This is a genomic window from Megasphaera elsdenii DSM 20460, assembly GCF_003010495.1.
Lineage (GTDB): Bacteria > Bacillota > Negativicutes > Veillonellales > Megasphaeraceae > Megasphaera > Megasphaera elsdenii.
The window spans coordinates 390700-409481 of record NZ_CP027570.1 but is presented as its reverse complement, the minus strand read 5'-3'; the positions used below and the strand labels follow the sequence as shown (position 1 = coordinate 409481).

18 protein-coding genes are annotated in these 18782 nt (G+C 54.0%); 15 read left to right on the top strand and 3 right to left on the bottom strand.

Features of this window, described 5'->3' with window-relative positions; translation table 11 throughout:
- Positions 1-3 precede the first annotated feature (3 nt).
- The 6 genes from C6362_RS01965 to C6362_RS01940 all read left to right on the top strand — a co-directional run bounded on the left by C6362_RS01965 (position 4) and on the right by C6362_RS01940 (position 5162).
- Positions 4-843: an energy-coupling factor transporter ATPase gene (locus tag C6362_RS01965; RefSeq protein WP_014015094.1), complete on the top strand. Its 840-nt coding sequence runs from the start codon at positions 4-6 to the stop codon at positions 841-843.
- Positions 828-1700 (top strand): energy-coupling factor transporter ATPase, encoded by an 873-nt coding sequence (locus C6362_RS01960; protein ID WP_014015093.1) that lies wholly within the window; start codon positions 828-830, stop codon positions 1698-1700. Before C6362_RS01965 ends, C6362_RS01960 begins: the two co-directional genes overlap by 16 nt.
- A complete protein-coding gene (locus C6362_RS01955) occupies positions 1690-2487 on the top strand; it encodes an energy-coupling factor transporter transmembrane component T family protein (RefSeq protein ID WP_014015092.1) in 798 nt (265 codons plus the stop codon). Before C6362_RS01960 ends, C6362_RS01955 begins: the two co-directional genes overlap by 11 nt.
- Positions 2487-3269 carry a tRNA pseudouridine(38-40) synthase TruA gene (gene truA, locus C6362_RS01950; RefSeq protein ID WP_027894732.1) on the top strand — a complete coding sequence of 261 codons (783 nt, stop codon included), beginning with the start codon at positions 2487-2489 and terminating at the stop codon, positions 3267-3269. The genes C6362_RS01955 and truA overlap by 1 nt, the downstream gene beginning before the upstream one ends.
- A gap of 81 nt (positions 3270-3350) precedes the next feature.
- Entirely contained in the window at positions 3351-4418 is a 1068-nt protein-coding gene (gene trpD / locus C6362_RS01945) for an anthranilate phosphoribosyltransferase (protein ID WP_051014177.1), read from the top strand.
- Positions 4419-4463: 45 nt separating this feature from the next.
- A complete protein-coding gene (locus C6362_RS01940) occupies positions 4464-5162 on the top strand; it encodes a TVP38/TMEM64 family protein (RefSeq protein ID WP_014015089.1) in 699 nt (232 codons plus the stop codon).
- A 142-nt stretch (positions 5163-5304) separates the two neighbouring features.
- Here C6362_RS01940 and C6362_RS01935 read toward each other — a convergent pair whose 3' ends face one another.
- Together C6362_RS01935 and C6362_RS01930 are read right to left on the bottom strand one after the other, a co-directional pair.
- Positions 5305-6711: a radical SAM protein gene (locus tag C6362_RS01935; protein ID WP_230579021.1), complete on the bottom strand. Its 1407-nt coding sequence runs from the start codon at positions 6709-6711 to the stop codon at positions 5305-5307.
- A 27-nt stretch (positions 6712-6738) separates the two neighbouring features.
- Positions 6739-7638, bottom strand: a complete 900-nt coding sequence (locus C6362_RS01930) for a universal stress protein (protein WP_014015087.1) — start codon at positions 7636-7638, stop codon at positions 6739-6741.
- Positions 7639-7775: 137 nt separating this feature from the next.
- Between C6362_RS01930 and C6362_RS01925 the strand changes: the two genes are divergently transcribed.
- Complete coding sequence (locus C6362_RS01925; protein ID WP_014015086.1) at positions 7776-8699, top strand: LysR family transcriptional regulator; 924 nt, start codon at positions 7776-7778, stop codon at positions 8697-8699.
- Between the two features lie 196 nt (positions 8700-8895).
- On the opposite strand, the gene C6362_RS01920 is transcribed toward C6362_RS01925, so the two are convergent.
- A complete protein-coding gene (locus C6362_RS01920; protein ID WP_027894728.1) occupies positions 8896-9444 on the bottom strand; it encodes an NADH peroxidase in 549 nt (182 codons plus the stop codon).
- A 301-nt stretch (positions 9445-9745) separates the two neighbouring features.
- Here C6362_RS01920 and C6362_RS01915 point away from each other — a divergent pair, with 301 nt between their 5' ends.
- The 8 genes from C6362_RS01915 (at position 9746) to pstB (ending at position 18777) form a co-directional block, all read left to right on the top strand.
- The gene (locus C6362_RS01915) at positions 9746-10939 is read left to right on the top strand and encodes a hypothetical protein (RefSeq protein WP_014015084.1); all 1194 of its coding nucleotides are present in this window, start codon (positions 9746-9748) and stop codon (positions 10937-10939) included.
- Positions 10932-12434 carry an LPS-assembly protein LptD gene (locus C6362_RS01910; RefSeq protein ID WP_036202255.1) on the top strand — a complete coding sequence of 501 codons (1503 nt, stop codon included), beginning with the start codon at positions 10932-10934 and terminating at the stop codon, positions 12432-12434. The genes C6362_RS01915 and C6362_RS01910 overlap by 8 nt, the downstream gene beginning before the upstream one ends.
- A gap of 270 nt (positions 12435-12704) precedes the next feature.
- Complete coding sequence (locus C6362_RS01905) at positions 12705-13388, top strand: response regulator transcription factor (protein ID WP_014015082.1); 684 nt, start codon at positions 12705-12707, stop codon at positions 13386-13388.
- Complete coding sequence (locus C6362_RS01900) at positions 13385-15085, top strand: sensor histidine kinase (RefSeq protein WP_014015081.1); 1701 nt, start codon at positions 13385-13387, stop codon at positions 15083-15085. Before C6362_RS01905 ends, C6362_RS01900 begins: the two co-directional genes overlap by 4 nt.
- A 236-nt stretch (positions 15086-15321) precedes the next feature.
- Positions 15322-16200 (top strand): phosphate ABC transporter substrate-binding protein, encoded by an 879-nt coding sequence (locus C6362_RS01895; RefSeq protein WP_014015080.1) that lies wholly within the window; start codon positions 15322-15324, stop codon positions 16198-16200.
- 18 nt (positions 16201-16218) lie between these two features.
- On the top strand, positions 16219-17142 hold the full coding sequence (gene pstC / locus C6362_RS01890; RefSeq protein ID WP_014015079.1) for a phosphate ABC transporter permease subunit PstC: 924 nt from the start codon (positions 16219-16221) through the stop codon (positions 17140-17142).
- A gap of 1 nt (position 17143) precedes the next feature.
- Positions 17144-18022, top strand: a complete 879-nt coding sequence (gene pstA / locus C6362_RS01885; protein ID WP_014015078.1) for a phosphate ABC transporter permease PstA — start codon at positions 17144-17146, stop codon at positions 18020-18022.
- Positions 18022-18777: a phosphate ABC transporter ATP-binding protein PstB gene (pstB, locus tag C6362_RS01880; RefSeq protein WP_014015077.1), complete on the top strand. Its 756-nt coding sequence runs from the start codon at positions 18022-18024 to the stop codon at positions 18775-18777. Before pstA ends, pstB begins: the two co-directional genes overlap by 1 nt.
- Positions 18778-18782: the final 5 nt, after the last annotated feature.

Below are 18782 nucleotides of genomic sequence, written 5' to 3'. Positions count from 1 at the left end.
AGTATGACAGAACCTATGATTAAAACGGATCATCTCAGCCATACCTATGAAGATGAAGACGGCAAGGTGGTCTATGCCTTGAAGGATATTTCCCTGGAAATTGGCAAGGGCGAATTTGTCGCCATCATCGGGACCAACGGTTCCGGCAAGTCGACGTTGGCCAAGCATTTCAATGTCCTCCTGACGCCGACGTCCGGCACGTGTGAAGTCTGCGGCATGCGGACCGATGACCCCGCCAATATCTGGAAGATACGCCAGCATGTGGGCATGGTCTTCCAGAATCCGGATAACCAGATCGTCGCCGCCGTCGTCGAAGAAGACGTGGCTTTTGGGCCGGAAAACCTGGGCATCCCGTCTGATGAAATCAAGGCCCGTGTCAGCGATGCCCTGCGCCGCGTCAATATGACTATTTATGCCAAACACGGGCCGCACCTCTTGAGCGGCGGCCAGAAGCAGCGCGTCGCCATTGCCGGTATCCTGGCCATGCAGTGTGACTGCATCGTCCTGGACGAACCGACGGCCATGCTTGACCCCGTCGGCCGCAAGGAAGTCATGGATACGCTCCATCAGCTCCATGACGAAGGCATTACCATCATCATCATCACTCATTTCATGGAAGAAGCCGTCCAGGCCGACCGCGTCGTCGTCGTCGACCGGGCCGAAATGAAGATGGACGGGACGCCGCGCGACGTCTTTACGCATGTCAAGGAACTGAAGGCTATGGGTCTCGACGTGCCCGTAGCTGCCGAACTGGCAGAACGGCTGCGCCAGAAAGGCCTTGATTTGCCGGATTCCATTATTACCGAGGAAGAATTAGGAGATGCATTATGTCGATTAAGTTAAGCAATGTGACCTATACCTACGGAATCGGGACGCCTTTCGAGAAGACCGCCCTTTACGATACGGATGTCGAAATCCATAAAGGGGAATTTGTCGGCATCATCGGTCATACCGGCTCGGGCAAGTCGACGCTGGTCCAGATCCTCAACGGCCTCATCAAGCCGACGGCCGGGACCGTGACCGTCGACGGGACGGATATCGGCAAGAAGACGAAAGAAGCCATGGCCGTGCGCCACAAAGTGGGCATGGTCTTCCAGTACCCGGAATATCAGCTCTTTGAAGAAACGATTGCCAAAGACATCGCCTTCGGGCCGCGCAACTTCGGCCTGAGCGAAGACGAAGTGACAGAACGGGTCAAAGAAGCGATGGACTTCGTCGGCCTCGATTACAAGACCTATGCCGACCGCTCGCCGTTCCGCCTGAGCGGCGGCCAGATGCGCCGCGTTGCCATTGCCGGCGTCATCGCCATCCACCCGTCGTATCTCATCCTGGACGAACCGTCGGCCGGACTGGATCCCATCGGCCGGCGGGAAATCTTTTCAGAAATCCAGCGCTGGCATCAGGAGAAGGGCATTACGGTCATCTTAGTCTCCCATAATATGGACGATATTTCCCGCCTGGCCAGCCGCCTGCTGGTCTTGTCCCAGGGCCATATCGTCCTCGACGGCGAACCGCTGGATATCTTTGCGACCCAGCAGCGCGCCTTGCACGATGCCGGTGTATCCGTGCCGCCCGTCACGGGAGTGCTCCAATACCTCCAGGGACGGGGCCTTGCCGTCGACGACCGGGTCCGGACCGTCGAAGAAGGGGCACAGGCTATTTTCGACTGCCTGAAAGGAGGCAAGGGCCATGCTCACTGATATTACGCTGGGCCAGTATTTTCCCGGCACGTCTTTCTTACATAAACTCGATCCGCGTATCAAGATCGTAGCTACGATGATTTTCATCATCGCCATCTTCTTTGCCCATTCCCTGGCCTCATATGCCCTGGTCACGGCTTTCGTCGCCTTGAGTTTTGCCATTTCCCGCCTGCCGGTGAAATTCATCCTCAAGTCCTTGAAGCCCCTGTGGGTCATCATCATCTTCACGATGGGCGTCCATATCTTCACGACGCCTGGCGATGTCCTCTGGCAGTACGGTATCTTCCACATCACCAAAGAAGGCCTGTACCAGGGGGCGCTCATGACGGCCCGCCTGGTCTTCCTCATCGTCTTTTCGTCGCTCCTGACCTATACGACGTCGCCAATCGTCCTGACCGACGGCATTGAACACCTGCTCAATCCTTTCAAGCGCATCGGCGTGCCGGCACACGAACTGGCCATGATGATGACCATCGCCCTGCGCTTCATTCCGACGCTCCTGGAAGAAACGGACCGCATCATGAAGGCCCAGACGGCGCGGGGGGCTAATTTTACCAGTGGCAGCCTCTTGCAGCGCGGCAAGAATATGATTCCCCTCCTGGTGCCGCTCTTCGTCAGCGCTTTCCGCAGGGCCGATGACCTGGCAACGGCGATGGAAGCCCGCTGCTATCGCGGCGGCGAAGGGAGGACGCGGATGAATGAATTGTCCTATACCTATCGCGACGGCATCGCCATGGCCGCCGTCCTGATTGTCACGGCCGTCCTGGCGGCTATGCGGTGGTTATGATGAAGAAGAATATCTGCCTCGTCGTTGCCTATGATGGCACCGATTTCCACGGCTTCCAGCGCCAGACCAATGCCGAATCGATCCAGCGCTGCCTCGAGCAGGGGCTGTCGGCTATTTTCCGGACACCCATCACCATTTACGGCGCCGCCCGCACCGATGCCGGCGTCCATGCCCGCGGCCAGGTCGTCAACTTCTACGGCCAGGGCTCGATTCCGACGGAAAAGATTCCGTATGCCATGAAGGGCTATTTGCCGCCGGAAATTGCCGTCTTATCGGCTAAAGAGATGCCGGACCGCTTCAGCGTCCGCCATGATAATGTCGGCAAGCACTATCGCTATTCCATCGACAATAACCGCATGCACGACCCTTTCCTCCTGCGCTATGCCTGGTTCATCCGCAAACCCCTGGACCGGCAGGCCATGCGCGAAGGCGCGGCTATCCTCTTGGGGACGCATGATTTTTCGGCGTTTGAAGGCCAGAATACGACGCCCATGAATCCCGTCAAGACCATGTACTCTATTACCCTTCACGAGCGGGGCCATGTCCTCGACATCGACGTCGTCGGCGACGGCTTCCTCTACCACATGGTACGCAACATCGCCGGAGGCCTCGTCGACCTGGGACTCCACCGCCTGACGCCGGACCGCTTCCGGGAAATCCTGGAAGGTGGCGACCGGACCCAGCTGGGAGCGACGGCACCAGCCCAGGGCCTGTGCCTGGAAAAAGTTTTTTACGAAGAACGGGAATTGAAACAGCGCATTGCCGAGTTAGAGGAAGAATGAGCCTTTTTGCGGCGCTGATGGGCATAATATGCTATAATAAAAGGGAATAGTACGGTTCCGTTTTTTCAGGCGGAGGTGAGTATGATGCTGACCAGTTTACTGAAAACCATTACTAAGGGAAAGGACCTTAACCAGCGGGAAAGTTCCATCGTCATGGAGCAGATTATGGAAGGGACGATTTCTGATGTCCAGTTGGCCGGTTTTTTAGCAGCCTTGACGACGAAAGGCGCGTCGGAAGAAGAAATCACGGCTTTTGCCCGGACTATGCGGCAATATAGTATGCACGTTCCCTGCACGATGGACGTCTTCGATATCGTCGGTACTGGCGGCGGCCGGACTAAGACCTTCAATATCTCGACGACGGCATCGTTCGTCATCGCCGCCGGCGGCGTCCGCGTCGCCAAGCATGGCAATCGGGCCAAGACGTCTCGCAGCGGGTCGGCCGATGTCCTGGAGGCCTTGGGGGCCAATATCTTCCTCAGTCCCGAAAGTTGTCTGGACATGCTCCAACAGATCGGCCTTTGTTATTTTTATACGCGGTATTACTACTACATGATGAAACGCATCGATGCTGTCCGCGAACAGTTGGGCATTTATACTGTCTTCGATGTCCTGCGGCCTTTGACCAATCCGGCTCACGCCGTATATGAGATCCTCGGCGTCAATGCACCGCATCTGGTCGAGCCCATGGCTCATGTCCTGGCTGCCCTCGGTGTCCGTCACGGCATGGTTGTCTATGGCCAGGATGGCAGTGATGAAATTTCGGCGTCTGCGGCGACGACGATCTGTGAATTTACGCCGGAATCGTTTTCGACGTATGAAATCAGGCCGGAAGATTTCAACCTGCCCAGGGCTTCGCGCGATGAACTGCGCGGCGGCCTGCCGAAGCATAACGCGGCCATTACCCGTGCCGTCCTCGATGGACACAAGGGCGGGGCCCGGACGGCAGTCCTCCTCAACGCAGGCGCTGGCCTCTACGTCGGCGGCAGCGTCCTCAATCTCTATGCCGGCATCCGCAAGGCGGCCCGCCTCATCGACAGCGGCCTGGCCCGGCAGAAGCTCGACGACTTCCTCGTCCTGAGCCAGCGCCTGGGACAGGCGGAAAAAGTGAAGCTCATAGCAGACAGGGAACCGGAAGATATGGTATAATAAAGGGTACGAAAAAATTCATTATTACGTGAGGACCGTATTTCTATGAATGATAAATATTTAGGCTGGCTCCTTCATATCGGCGGGGGTCTGCTCGTCATCGTGATGTTTTTGTCGATTCAGCTCATGGCACCTGATTTTTATTCCATCATGTGGCATCTGACTGTCAGCGGCGACTTGGATGGGTTAGCCGATTACATTGCTTCTTTTGGCTTCTATGCTATCGGCATCAGTATTTTCATGATTGCCTTTGTCAATGCCATTGGCCTGCCGTCCATTCCTTTCTTGACGGTCAATGGGATCATTTTCGGCCTCATCCCGGGCATCATCATTTCCTGGATTGGGGAAGTCATCGGCATTGAAATCAGTTTCCGTCTGACTCGGACGCTGCTCCGCAAACAGGCACAGAAAGTCATTTCCAAGAGCAAGATGCTGGAAAAACTCGATTCCTATAGCTGCATCAAGACAGTCATGATGGGCCGGGCCATCCCGTATGCGCCGAATGTCGTCGTCACTGCTTTCAGTGCCTTGAGCCATATTTCTTACCGTGACCATTTCATTGCCAACTTCTTTGGCAAGATGCCGGCTGTCCTGGTCGAAGTCTGGCTGGGCCATGATCTCCTGCGCATCCAGGAACATTGGGGCCGCCTGCTCATCCTGCTGGCCCTGGTATCTATCATCTACGGTATCATCTGGTGGCGCAAACGCCACATAAAAAAAAACCGCTATCATAGCGGAATGTAAAAAAGAGGCTATCGCATTAAGCAAAAAAATGCATAATGCGACAGCCTCTTTTTTGAGTTTGAAGTTTGAAGTTGAAAGTTTGATGTGGATGGGACAAAATTTAAAAGTTATTGCCTCACCCTTTTGGATATCCATGAAGGGCTTACGAGATTTCCTGTTCTGTCTGTTTTTTATCGGCCTGGATGATGTCAGTCCATAATTTATCGGCTGCCGGCTGCCAATGTTTGGCATAGGCCTGACATTTGGCGCAGAGATGTTCTACCGATTCCGGGGACTGCATGTCTGTCGATTTGGCGCCTGTCCGTTTGACCATATCGATGAGGGCCTGGGGATTTTCCAGCATCGGGCAGGGGCGGAGGTGATTATGGTTGAAGGGCTGTCCTTTGGCATATTCTTGGAACAGGGGCTGCTGGAGACAGGGGATGAGGTCCTGGTCGTTGATGTTGGCGCTGGAGTAGTGGATGAAGACGCACGGTTCGACGTCGCCGTTGGGATTGATATGGCAATAATTGCGGCCGCCGGCGACACAGCCGTCGATGAATTGGCCGTCGTTCTGGAAGTCGATGGCGAATATCGGCTTGCCGCCTTTGACGCTGCGGATTTCACGGATGCGGCGTACCATATAGGCCCGCTGTTCCGGCGTGGGCAATAAATCGATAGAAGCGTCGTTGCCGACGGGCATGTAGTGGAAGTACCAAGTGAACCAGGCGCCTTTGCTGATGAGGAGGTCCAAGAATTTGTCCGACGTGACGGTCTGGATATTTTTGCGGGTGTAGCAGATCGACGTACCGAAGACGATGCCGTACTGGCGCAGCAGGTCCATGGCATGCATGACCCTGTCGAAGACGCCTGGGCCGCGGCGGCTGTCATTGACTTCGCGGAAGCCTTCGACGCTGAGGGAGAAGCTCAGATTGCCGACTTTGACGACTTCTTGGCAGAAATCGTCGTCGATGAGGGTGCCGTTCGTGAAGGCGTGGAACTCACAGTCCGGATGCTTCCGGCAGAGTTTCAGGATATCGGCCTTGCGGACCAGCGGTTCGCCGCCGGTGAGGAGGTAGAAATGACAGCCGACTTCTTTCCCCTGGCTTACGATTTTGTCCATGACTTCATAAGACAGGTTCAGCGTGTGGCCGTATTCCGCAGCCCAGCAGCCGATGCAGTGCAGGTTGCAGGCACTCGTCGGGTCGAAGAGGATGGCCCAGGGGATGTTGCAGTGGTATTTGGCTTTGGCTGCATCCCGCGTGCGCAGGCCGTAGAAGCCTGATTCAAAACCGAGGTCCATGACGGCGGTGCGGACGACATTGGGATTCAAGGTGTCCAAGGCGCGGTTGAGGAACTGGAACCACTTGCCATCTTCGTCGATGAGCTTGCGGGCCTTGTCGAACGATTCTTTTTCAAATAAATCGCCGAAGAACGTTTCCATGATTGTCGTTAGGCGTTTCAAGGTTTTCTTGCGGTCTTCGGGATTTTTTTCGGCCATGATGCGGTTGACCAGCAGGGCGACCGATTCTTTTTGGGCTTTATGTACGAGTGTATTCAAGGGTATCATCTCCTGAGAAAATGAATGAAGCCGCTGTTAGCGGATGATGAGGACGGGCAGACCGGAATGAGAGGCCACGTAACGGCCGACGCTGCCTAAGAGGACGCTTTGGATGCGGTTCAGGCCGCGGCTGCCCATGACGATGAGGTCTGTATCAATATCGGCTGCGGTCTGCAAGATGACCGGGCCGGGAGAGCCGATTTTATAAAGACATTGTAAGGGGAGGTCAGACGATAGTTGTTCCTGGCAGCGCAGGAAGGCGTTATGGCCTTTGGACCGCATGTGGGCTGCCAGTTCCTGTAGTTTATGCGGTTCCATCGTATCGGGGACTGCTGTATCGTGCAGGCTGTCGCTGATGCTGGCGACGTAAAGGACGGTCAGCGAAGCCTGATCTCCCTTGGCCAGGATTTCGGCCTGCTTCAGGGCCTGGAGCGATGATTCCGAGCCGTCTACGGGTACCAGGATGTGACGGTACGGCCCCTTCTTTTCGTCGTGAGCCAGGAGGACCGGGCACGGTGCGTGGGTAATGACATAGGTGCTGACACTGCCGAGCAGGAAATTCTTGAGAGGCTGTTTACTGCCGCGGCCCATGCAGATGAGGTCGGCTGGCAAAGCTTTTTGTTCTTGTAGAATCGATACTTCCGGGGCACTGAGTTCAAAAAGGGATTGGACCGGAATCGACGTCGGGACCAGGCTGGCGAATTCTTTCAATAAGCCCGTACTGTTGACTTGAGCAGTTGCGGAGAGTTCGTCTATTGTCAATTCGCTCGTATTTTCCATTTGACTGAACTGATTGATGATGTCGGCCATATTGGCGACGTTCAGCAGCGTAATCGAAGCGCCGGTCAGTTTGGCAATATCGATGGCATGTTGTAAGGCTTGTTTTGCATAATCAGACCCGTCGATGGGGACGAGGATATGATGATATGATTTCATGAAAATACCTCCTTCAAGGGTATCTTTAGGATAATCTCGAAGGAGGCTGGCGTCAAAGTGGTTTTGTCGTATACGAGTTATAGTTTTTGCGTTATAATTAGGTATGCGAAGTATTTTTATTGCATAAAGGAGAGCTTATGGATTTTGAAAGAAGAGAATATGAATATGTCCGTAAAATTGCCGAAACAGGGAGTTTCCTGGCGGCAGCAGACAAATTATATATCACCCAGCCGTCGTTGAGCCAGTTCATCCGCCGTATCGAGCGCCATATCGGAGCCGAACTCTTTGACCGTTCCCATCAGCCCGTGACCTTGACGGAAGCCGGGCGGATTTATCTGGACATCGAAGGACAGATACAGGAATTGTGTAAAGTACGGGAACAACGGATCCAGGATTTGGGGCAGACCATTGGCGGGACCGTGCGCATTGGCAGTTCCAATTATCGGAGTTCGACGATACTGGCCAAGGCGATCCCTGTCATCAATGAACGCTATCCGCATATCGATATCTGCCTGGAAGAAGGGACGACGCGGGAACTGGAAGATTTCGCCCTCCAAGGGAAGACGGATTTTTCCATCGTCGTCAGGACGGCCGGCCATTCGGATTTGGAATATGTTGAGCTTTTCCAGGAAGAACTGCTCCTGGCCATCTCACCGGCCTGGGACCTGGAACGGGAACCGCTGTATGATAAGAAGCGCCACTCCCGCTACCCGGCCTTTGATTATCATAGCCTTGACGGCCATCCTTTCCTGGTCATGAAAGAAGGGCAGGAACTGCGCCATTCCTTTTTTTCCCTTGTCGAAGCCCTGGATATATCGCCGACCGTGGCTCTGGAAACGACGGACATGGCCACGGCGCAGACCCTGGCCGGCATCGGCGTCGGCGCGGCTATCGTACCGGGCGGCCTGGCTGTAGCCAATACGCCGGCCGTGGAACCGAAGTATTTTTCCCTGCGGGCCTATTTGGACGATTGGGACGTCGTCCTGGCCTATAAGCGGGGACGCTATTTGTCCAAGGCGGACAAAGCCGTCATCAGCGTCATCTGCGATGTCGCTGGGTGAGTGTAAAAAAAGGGCTGTCGCACGAAGGTTTTTGCCATCATGCAGGGCCCTTTTGCTTCATAGTTTGTAGTACGGCGTTTGTAGAAGATAGCTTTAAATTTAAAAACCTTCACTAAAAACTATAAACTGAAAACTTAATACTCAAAAAGGGACTTGTCGTCATGCGACAAGCCCCTTTTTTGCATTCCTAAACGGATTATTTTGCGAAGTAACGAGCCAGGAGGCCATCGAATACACGGCCGTGGCGAGCTTCGTCTTTTGCCATTTCATGAACCGTGTCATGGATAGCGTCGAGGTTGAGCTGTTTAGCGAGGGTGGCGATTTCTTTCTTGCCTGCGCAAGCGCCCTGTTCAGCAGCAGCACGCATTTCGAGGTTGGTCTTGGTGTCGTCGGTAACGACTTCGCCGAGGAGTTCAGCGAATTTAGCAGCGTGTTCAGCTTCTTCGAAAGCGATGCGTTTGTAAGCTTCTGCGACTTCCGGATAGCCCTGGCGGTCAGCGACACGGCTCATAGCGAGGTACATGCCGACTTCGGAACATTCACCAGTGAAGTTGAGGCGGAGGCCTTCAAGGATGCGTTCGTCGACGCCTTTAGCAACGCCTACGCGATGTTCGTCAGCGTATTCTTTGACGCCAGCGACGAGTTCCGTGAATTTTTCTTTCGGAGCGCCGCACTGAGGACACTTTTCCGGAGCTTCCGTACCTTCATAAACAAAACCGCAGATGCCGCATACAAATTTTTTCATCATTCATTCCTCCTGATATTATAATACATTTTGAATAAAATGGATATTAACTGAATACTAACAAATAACTTTTATTTGTTATGGCTACATTATAACAGACCGATAGGGGAAAATCAAGAGTAATTTTGTAAAACTTTTAATTGAAAATAATTATTAATTAAATGAGGCGGGGAAGAACCGGCCATTCACGGTCAATTTTATTGCAATTTAGACATCACTCCTATATAATGGAGATAGTATCCATAAAAGCCTAGACGATATCATGATTATAAAATGAGACTGAAATTTGGAGGTTACGCCTATGTGGAAAAAGAAAGCTGCCTGCATCCTGGCGGTCATGGCCCTGTGCGGGACCATGGCTGCCAGTGCAGCGAATTATACGATTCTGGAAAAAGCGGATAAAGTAGAAACGACGGTCTACGGGACGACGCAGACTGGATCCTTGAACGACCGTATTGCTGCCCTGGACAAACTGCTCAATGGGCAGTCGACCGTTTCGGGCAGCCTGCAGGACAAGACCAATGCCTTATATAAAGATGTATATGGAAATTCGGGTTCCGATTTATCTTTGCTGACGGCAGTCAATCTCATGCAGTGGCAGTACTCCGGCCAGATTACGGATGAACCTCTTCTGGTCCGGGTGGAATCGCTGGAACAGAGCATCGATGGCAAGACCTTGAGCGGTTCCCTGGAAGGCCGCGTCCTGTCCCTGCGCCAGGCACTCCTGGGCAATAAGAAGTACGTGTCCCAGACCGTCACGATCCCGGCCAATACACTGGTGACGATGACTAATATCGATGCCCTCAATTCTAAGACCATCCAGGAAGGTGACGTCGTCCGCTTTGCCGTGGCTGATGACGTCTGCGTCGGCGATGTCATCGCCATCCCTCGCGGCATGGAAGCGACGGGGACGGTGACGAAAGCCCGGAAGTCGGGCCGTTTTGGCAAAGATGGCAAGATTGAGATTACTTATGACAATGTCCGCGCTGCCGATGGATCACCGGTAGCCCTTACGGTGGGCGATAAGACCAAGGAAGAATATAAGCGGACGGCCGGCGCTGTCGGCGCGTCAGCAGCTGGCGCCATCATCCTCGGCCCGGTCGGCCTGGTCGGCGGTCTTTTCGTCCATGGCAATGAAGTCGATATTCCTGCAGGGACGACGATGTATGCCGAAACGAAGGAAAATGCCGAAGTCGTCGGATTCAAGGAAAACGGCGTCATGGACAATATGAAGACGGCCAATATGGCAGCCAGCGGCGTACAGGTCCCGTCCTTTGCGCCCGTTGCCAACAATGACGTCGACAATAGCGGGAATGGCGATACAGGGGCCTATACTGATACGGATACAGCTCCCCAGAGCAGTGGAGGCGATTTGCAGGCCGGCCTCCAAAATGGTACGGTAACGCCTGTCGACCTGGACAATAGCAAACACAACGATGACCAGCAGGCCGTCGTGACGATTCAATCCGATACCGCAGGTGACGCGAATGAATAAAACGTGGACAGCGGCGATGATCGCAGCCCTGCTGCCGCTGACTCTTTCGGCCAGTGCCGCTGATACAGCTAAACTTCATACGGATAAGGTCATGGCCGTTCCCGTGACAGAAAAGAAAATCCTGCCTGTCGATTTGGACCAGGCCGCCGCTTCGCAAGACGTCGTCCTGCCGCAGCAGCCCGTCCATATGACGGCCGATACCTTTTTCGCCCGTAATGCCGACGGCTATGTCAAGAGCCGGGGTAATGTCGACATCAAGCAGGGCATGGATGAAGTCCATGCCAACTATGTCGAAGGCAATATGAAAAGCGGCGTCTACCATACGAAAGGGCCTGTGGTCTATGTCAATGAGACCAATGCCCTGACCGGGCAGGATGTGACCTATAACAGCCAGAACGGCAGCATGAGCATGGATAAGGTCGAAGGCTTCATGGGTCCTACGACCTATATCCGCGGGACCGATGCCGAAATGTACGACAATATCGGCTACGTCAAGCACGGCCTGATTACGACGCCCCATGCCGTTGCCAAGACGCCGGACTATTATATTACCGGTGACGATATCCGCATCTATCCGGGGGAAAAGTTCACGGCTGAAAATACGGCCCTCTGGTTCAAGCACGTCCGCCTGTTCACCTATGGCCATTACGAGGGCCGGTTGGATAACAAGAATAAAACCAAGCATTACATCTTTACGTTGCTGCCGCGGCCGACGTATAACAGCGATGACGGCATCGGCGTCCGGGGGTATGCTGATGTACCGCTTAATCAGTCAGGTGACTTGAAATTCCATGCCAGCTATGCCTTGAACTCCAAGAATGGCCTCAAGCCGGCGGCACAGATACAGAAGGATACCAAAATCGGGTCCTTCCGCTTTGGCTACAGCAAGGAGGAAAGTACCGATAACGACGATAACATCTGGGCTACGAAGTGGCCGGAACTGGAATACTTTGCACCGCGCCTCCATCTCGGCGACACCGGCATTTACATCGATTCCAGTGCCAACTGGGGCCGCTGGGCCGAAGATGGCGTCAAGACGGGGACCCATAAAGGCTTCCGCACGGAAATCACTCATACGCCTATCCCCTTATGGCAGCGTGCCAATGTGCGCTTCTTCGCCGGCTACCGCAAGGATTGGTATTCTACCGATGATGCTCAGCGCCGCGATCCTTATTCCGGCGTCATCCTCAACCAGGGCATCAACGATCGCTTGTGGACCAGCTTCTGGTATAAGAAACACAACGTCAGCGGCTACACGCCGTATCGCTTCGATACCCTCGATGACCCCCGTCAGCACGGCCTGTCCATCGGCTACGTCCTGACACCGCGGGATACGGTCATCTTCTCCTGGGCCCAGGACCTCGACGATGATCACATTTCCGACCGCAACTACACCTGGGTCCGCGACCTCCACTCCTTCATTGCGACCATTACCTATAAACAGGTCGATAAAGAATGGCAGGTCAAGATCAAGGCCAAGGACTTCGATTTCTAAAAGGGGCACTGCCGCACGAAGGTTTCTGCCATCATGAGAGGCCCCGTTTACTTTATAGTTTGTAGCACAGAGTTTGTAGTTTGCAGAGAAAACCTTCAAATTTAAAGCCATCCGCTAACAACTAACTGCTAGCCACTAACAACTTTAAAGGGCTTGTCGTCGTGCGACAAGCCCTTTTTTTACCCTCTTTTTACACTGTTTTTAGCCGGTTTTGCGCTATAATGGAATAGAATGAGAAAACTGGATTTTACATGAAAGGACTGTAGCCCTATGCCTTTGATTTACTGTGTCGAAGATGATGAAAATATTCGTGAACTCGTCGGTTATGCCCTGCGCAGCCAGGATTTTGAAGTCGAGACTTTTGCCGACAGCAAGGAATTTTGGCCGGCCTTAGAGAAGCGGATGCCGGCTTTGCTCCTTTTGGACATCATGCTGCCCGGTGAAAGCGGCAACGACATATTGGAAAAACTGCGCAAGACCCAGCCGTATAAGACGCTTCCCGTCATCATGCTGACGGCCAAGACCAGCGAATATGACATTGTCAAAGGCCTGGACGGTGGCGCCGACGATTACGTCTGCAAACCCTTCGGCATCGTCGAGCTCATTTCCCGTATCCGCGCTGTCCTGCGCCGTTCGGGCCGGCAGAATACGGAAACGAATCTCTATACGTATGGGCCGGTTGCCCTGGACCAGGAAAAGCATGTCGTCACCGTCGAGGGCAAGCCGTGTCACTTGACGGTAAAAGAATTTGAACTCCTGCGCTATCTCCTGGTCAATACGGATATCGTCCTCAAGCGGGAACAGATCATGGAAGCGGTCTGGGGCTTTACCTATGAAGGCGAAAGCCGGACCATCGACATGCACATCAAGAGCCTGCGCCAGAAGCTGGGCGATGGCGGCAAGATCATCCATACCGTGCGCGGCGTCGGATACGTCATTGGAGGGAATGTATGAAGCGGAAAGTCTATCTCAGCCTGTTGTCCATGGGCCTGGCCTGTATGGCTGTGACCCTGCTCATTTCGACGTGGTTCTTCTGGCGTTCTACACAGCATCAGATCCAGCAGGAATTGACGATGACCATGGATGTCGTCGAAACGGCCCTTGAAGAAGGCCATGATACGTCCCTGTATTTGAAGAAAATCGGCATCCATCATACGAACGGCCTGCGTATCACTTGGATCAATGCCCGCGGCGATGTCCTCTTTGAATCGGATTACGATAAAGGAATCATGGAAAATCACCTGGCCCGGCCGGAAGTACGGGCGGCGATTGAAAATGGGGAAGGGACAGCCGTCCGCGATTCCCAGACCCTGTCTAAGGCCCTCTATTATTATGCCAAGAAATTGCCTGATGGGACCATCTTGCGGATCAGCTTGGAAAGGGATACGTTTTATGCTCACTTCCTCAGCCTCCTGCCGTGGGCCCTCCTGCTCTTGGGACTGTCGGCCCTGGCCTGTGTCAAGGCCTCGCGCCTGCTGACGGCGAGCCTGCTCAGCCCGCTCCGGCAGACGGCTTTGTTCATCCGCCAGATCAATGACAGCGATGTGAAGATGGTCCAGCCGCCGCGCGTCGACCATGAATTACAGCCCTTAGTGGACAAGGTCTTTTTGCAGAGCCAGACCATTGCGGATAATATGCGCAGTCTGGAACAACAGCGCAATATCATGCGCCTCATCATGGAAAATCTCCAGGAAGGCGTCATCCTGACGGATAAATCCTATGGCATTGCCGGCCTCAACCTGCGGGCAGCCCGCTTCCTGGGCGCTGGGAATACACAGGCTGTCCTGCAGCGCAACCTCCAGGAACTCCTTCCCGATGCGCCCTGGGACAGGCTGCAGCATATGGACAGTGTCTGTGAGACGAAACTCATGCGGGCGGACCGCCTCTATCTGCTGACTCTTCAGCCAGTCTATAAAAATGATGATTTCTACGGCATGTTGTTCATCATCGATGATGTGACCGAACAAGAACACCGGGAACAGCTGCGGCGGGAATTTACGTCCAATGTATCCCATGAACTGAAGACGCCGCTTACTTCCATCAGCGGCTTTGCCGAAGTCTTGTCGACGGGCCTCTTCAAGAATAAAGACGACGTCATCCATTTCGGGACGCTCATCCGTAAGGAAGCCCTGCGCCTCTTGCAGATGATCGAAGAAATCATGCACTTGGCCCGCATCGAAGACGGCAAGCGCCAAGTTAACCTGGAACGGCTATGCTTGCGCGACTTGGTCCAGGATATCGTAGAATTTATGGAGCCGGTCCTGACGGAAAAGAAAGTGACCGTCCAGTGTACCATGGACGACACCGAAGTGCTGGCCGACCGCGGCCTTTTCCGGGAACTGATCATGAATCTCCTGGACAATGCCGTCAAGTACAACCGCCCAGGCGGCCATGTCTACATCACTGTCCGCCACGACGACCATAAGGCCTTTTTCAGCATCTGTGATACGGGCATCGGCATCCCTGAAGACAAACAGCAGCGCGTCTTTGAACGCTTTTACCGGGCCGATTCCAGCCGGTCCCGCAAAATCAAAGGGACCGGCCTGGGCCTGGCTATCGTCAAGCACATCGTCGAACAGCATCACGGCACTATCGCCTTGAGCAGCAAGGAAAACGAAGGCACGACGATTACCATCACCTTACCGATGTAGGGAGGAGGGGCCATCCGTAGGGATGATTTTCCGGTCAGGGGCCCCATACCCGTCCGATACATCAAACATCAAACTTTCAACTTCAAACTCAAAAAGGCGCTGTCTTCATGGGACAGCGCCTTTTTTACAATATTTTACATTACATACATAAAGTCCTTACATCTCCTTGGTAGGATAAGACTGTATTCAGAATCAGGAACATCTCAGATTCGTTTATTCAAAGGAGAGGATTTTTTATGAAATGGAAAAAGTTAGTTCTTGTCGCCTTAGCTGCTACTATGGCCATTGGGGCTGCCGGCTGCGGAAGTCAGCAGAAAGCAGATGCCGGGAAAGGTTCGGCTGTTTCCGGCAGTATTACCGGTTCGGGTTCTTCGGCGCTGCTGCCTTTGGTCAAAGATGCAGCTGAAAAATTCAAGACGACGAATAAAGACGTAACGATCACCTTGAATGCCGGCGGTTCTGGCACGGGTCTGAAACAGGTTTCCGATGGTTCTGTCGATATGGGCAACTCCGACGTACCGGCTGAAACGAAACTAGATAAAGCCAAAGCGGAAAAATTGGAAGACCATAAAGTCTGTGTCATGACGGTCGCTACGATCATCAATAAAGACGTAGGCGTCAAGAACCTGACCCGTCAGCAGTTACAGGACGTATTCACGGCGAAAGTCACGAACTGGAAAGATGTCGGCGGCAAAGATATGCCAATCGTCCTGGTTACCCGCCCGAAGACGTCCGGTACGCGGGCCCTGTTCAAACAGTACGCTATCAACGGCGCGGAAGAAGCCGACAATAAATCCCTGGAAACGGATAACTCCGGTATCCTCATCCAGAGCGTCGCTCAGAATCCGGGCGCTATCGGCTATGTTGCACTGCCGTACCTGCTCAATAACGACACAGTCGACTCCGTTTCCATCGATGGCGTAGCACCGACCCTGGAAAATACCTATAACGGTACCTACAGCGTCTGGGGCTATGAACATATCTACACCAGCAAAGAACCGAAAGCTGCCGTCAAAGCCTTCATCGAATACATTACGGGCGCCGATTACGGCAAACGCATCGAAGAACTCGGCTATGGCGTAAGCTCGAAGATGCAGACCAAAGAAGTTCACTAATTTTACTGGAGGAACGACATGAATGCAATCGAAACGGTAGTCCAACGGGCTCACCGCAACGAGAAAGCAGCCAAAACGTTCATCACTATTTGCGGCATCGGTATGGCACTGGTGCCGCTTCTCATTGGCGCTTTTCTCTTCATTAAAGGTACAGATACGTTTTTCACCTTTGGCCACAGCGTGACGGAATTTCTCTTTTCCGGTCAGTGGAAACCGAGTGATACCGCCGAAGGCGGCGGCCAGGTCGGGGCGGCCATGTTCCTGGCCGGTTCGCTGGTCACCTGTCTCTTGTCGCTGATCATTTCCCTGCCCTTCAGCCTGGCTTCGTCCATCTATATGACGGAAATCGCGACGCCTCAGCGGCGGCGCCTCATCCAGCCGGCTATCGAATTGTTCACGGGCATCCCGTCCGTTGTCTATGGCTTCGTCGGCATGACCGTCCTCATCCCGGCCCTGCGCCACATTTTCCCCATGCCCTTTGGCTTTTCCGTCCTGGCTGCCGGCATTGTCCTGGCTATCATGATTTTCCCGACCATTACGACTATGGCTGCCGATGCCATGGCCGCCGTGCCTAAGTCCTGGCGTGAAGCGTCTTACGGCCTCGGTGCGACGCGGTGGGAAACGATTGCCCACGTCGTCCTGCCGGCAGCGAAAAGCGGTATCTTCACCGGCATTATCCTAGGCCTGGCCCGTGCTTTGGGCGAAGCCCTGGCTGTCGCCATGGTCATCGGCCAGATGAAAGTCTTCCCGACGTCCCTGTTCCTGCCGGCCAGTACGCTGACGACAGCTATTTCTGCCGACATGGGCGGCGCCATGGAAGGCGGTGAATACAACGCAGCTCTGTGGACGATGGCTTTGGTCCTGTTCCTGCTGTCGTTCTTGTTCATCTTCGTCATTCATCAGATCAATGCCGCTTCCGAAGTAAAAGGGGGACGGAATTAACATGACAAGTGTGGAAACGAAAAAAAATAAAGATAAAATGATGACGGCCCTTTTTACGGCTGGCGCTGCTTTTGCCGTCATCCTGCTCATCGCCTTTGTCCTCTACGTCGTCGTCAGCGGCATCAGTGGTATGACGCCGCAGCTCTTGTCCTTCAGCCCGACGGGGTTGGGGAACATGTTCTTCAATACGATTTATCTGGTCGTCCTGGCCCTCGTCGCCAGTACCATTACGGGGATCCCGGCCGGCATTTTCCTGGCTGAATACGCCAAGAAAGGGCGCATCACTCATTGGGTCCGCATGGCTGTCGAAACCTTGGCATCCCTGCCGTCTATCGTCGTCGGCCTGTTCGGCTACCTGGTCTTCATCGTCATGACCGGTTCCCAATGGAACCTCATGGCCGGCGCCATGGCCGTATCCATCCTGACCCTGCCTTTGGTCACGTCCGTCACCGAAGACGCCCTGCGCAACTTGCCGTCGAGCTACCGTAACGGCAGCCTGGGCCTGGGGGCCTCGCATTGGCAGACCATCTGGCATGTCCTCTTGCCGGCCTGCTTCCCGCGCATCATGACCGGCCTCATCCTGGCCGCTGGCCGTGGCTTCGGTGAAGCCGCAGCCCTGATGTTCACGGCCGGTATGTCGACGGATATCGACTGGACGAACTGGGATATTACGGCCACGTCGTGTCCCCTCAATCCCTTCCGTCCCGGCGAAACCCTGGCCCTGCACATCTGGGCCCTGCGCACGGAAGCTCTTCATGCCGATGCGGCCCAGCAGGCAGCTGCGTCGTCGGCCATCCTGATGGTCATGGTCCTCGTCTTCAGCCTGGCTGCACGCTATCTCAGCTATCGAATTGACAAGAAAATGGGAGGAAATAAATAATGTCAGAATATACCTTCGATGTCAGCCATATGGATCTCTTTTATAATGATTTCCAGGCCTTGAAAGACATCAACATGAAGATTAAGAAGAATGAAATCACGGCTCTCATCGGCCCGTCTGGCTGCGGCAAATCGACATTCCTCAAGACACTGAACCGCATGAACGACTGGGTTGAAGGCTGTCGGGTTACTGGGGATATCCGCTTTGAAGGCAAAGATATCTTCAAAGAAGTCGACCCTTTGGCCCTGCGCTACCGTGTCGGCATGGTCTTCCAGCAGCCGACGCCGTTCCCGAAGAGCATCTATGAAAATATCGCTTATGGTCCGCGCATCCAGGGCATCAAAGATAAGAAGCAGCTCGACGCCATCGTCGAAAAGAGCCTGCGCCAGGCTGCCTGCTGGGATGAAATGAAAGACCGCCTCAGTAAGAGCGCCCTCGGCCTCTCTGGTGGTCAGCAGCAGCGTCTCTGTATCGCCCGTACGTTAGCAGCCGATCCATCGGTCATCCTCATGGACGAACCGACATCTGCTTTGGACCCGATTTCGACGCAGAAAATCGAAGACCTGGCCTTAGAACTGAAGGAAAAATATACGATCGTCATTGTCACACACAGCATGCAGCAAGCCCGCCGCATTTCCGATAAGACGGCATTTTTCCTCTTAGGCGAACTCATTGAATACGATAATACTTTGAATATGTTCACCAATCCGTCCAATCCCAAGACGGAAGAATACATTACCGGCCGTTTCGGTTAAGAGGA

What these genes read in the sequence shown, in the direction of transcription:
- C6362_RS01965 (WP_014015094.1), top strand. Translation starts at nt 4, where the DNA reads ATGACAGAACCTATGATTAAAACGGATCATCTCAGCCATACCTATGAA.
- C6362_RS01960 (WP_014015093.1), top strand. Translation starts at nt 828, where the DNA reads ATGTCGATTAAGTTAAGCAATGTGACCTATACCTACGGAATCGGGACG.
- C6362_RS01955 (WP_014015092.1), top strand. Translation starts at nt 1,690, where the DNA reads ATGCTCACTGATATTACGCTGGGCCAGTATTTTCCCGGCACGTCTTTC.
- truA (WP_027894732.1), top strand. Translation starts at nt 2,487, where the DNA reads ATGAAGAAGAATATCTGCCTCGTCGTTGCCTATGATGGCACCGATTTC.
- trpD (WP_051014177.1), top strand. Translation starts at nt 3,351, where the DNA reads ATGATGCTGACCAGTTTACTGAAAACCATTACTAAGGGAAAGGACCTT.
- C6362_RS01940 (WP_014015089.1), top strand. Translation starts at nt 4,464, where the DNA reads ATGAATGATAAATATTTAGGCTGGCTCCTTCATATCGGCGGGGGTCTG.
- C6362_RS01935 (WP_230579021.1), bottom strand. Translation starts at nt 6,711, where the DNA reads ATGATACCCTTGAATACACTCGTACATAAAGCCCAAAAAGAATCGGTC.
- C6362_RS01930 (WP_014015087.1), bottom strand. Translation starts at nt 7,638, where the DNA reads ATGAAATCATATCATCATATCCTCGTCCCCATCGACGGGTCTGATTAT.
- C6362_RS01925 (WP_014015086.1), top strand. Translation starts at nt 7,776, where the DNA reads ATGGATTTTGAAAGAAGAGAATATGAATATGTCCGTAAAATTGCCGAA.
- C6362_RS01920 (WP_027894728.1), bottom strand. Translation starts at nt 9,444, where the DNA reads ATGAAAAAATTTGTATGCGGCATCTGCGGTTTTGTTTATGAAGGTACG.
- C6362_RS01915 (WP_014015084.1), top strand. Translation starts at nt 9,746, where the DNA reads ATGTGGAAAAAGAAAGCTGCCTGCATCCTGGCGGTCATGGCCCTGTGC.
- C6362_RS01910 (WP_036202255.1), top strand. Translation starts at nt 10,932, where the DNA reads ATGAATAAAACGTGGACAGCGGCGATGATCGCAGCCCTGCTGCCGCTG.
- C6362_RS01905 (WP_014015082.1), top strand. Translation starts at nt 12,705, where the DNA reads ATGCCTTTGATTTACTGTGTCGAAGATGATGAAAATATTCGTGAACTC.
- C6362_RS01900 (WP_014015081.1), top strand. Translation starts at nt 13,385, where the DNA reads ATGAAGCGGAAAGTCTATCTCAGCCTGTTGTCCATGGGCCTGGCCTGT.
- C6362_RS01895 (WP_014015080.1), top strand. Translation starts at nt 15,322, where the DNA reads ATGAAATGGAAAAAGTTAGTTCTTGTCGCCTTAGCTGCTACTATGGCC.
- pstC (WP_014015079.1), top strand. Translation starts at nt 16,219, where the DNA reads ATGAATGCAATCGAAACGGTAGTCCAACGGGCTCACCGCAACGAGAAA.
- pstA (WP_014015078.1), top strand. Translation starts at nt 17,144, where the DNA reads ATGACAAGTGTGGAAACGAAAAAAAATAAAGATAAAATGATGACGGCC.
- pstB (WP_014015077.1), top strand. Translation starts at nt 18,022, where the DNA reads ATGTCAGAATATACCTTCGATGTCAGCCATATGGATCTCTTTTATAAT.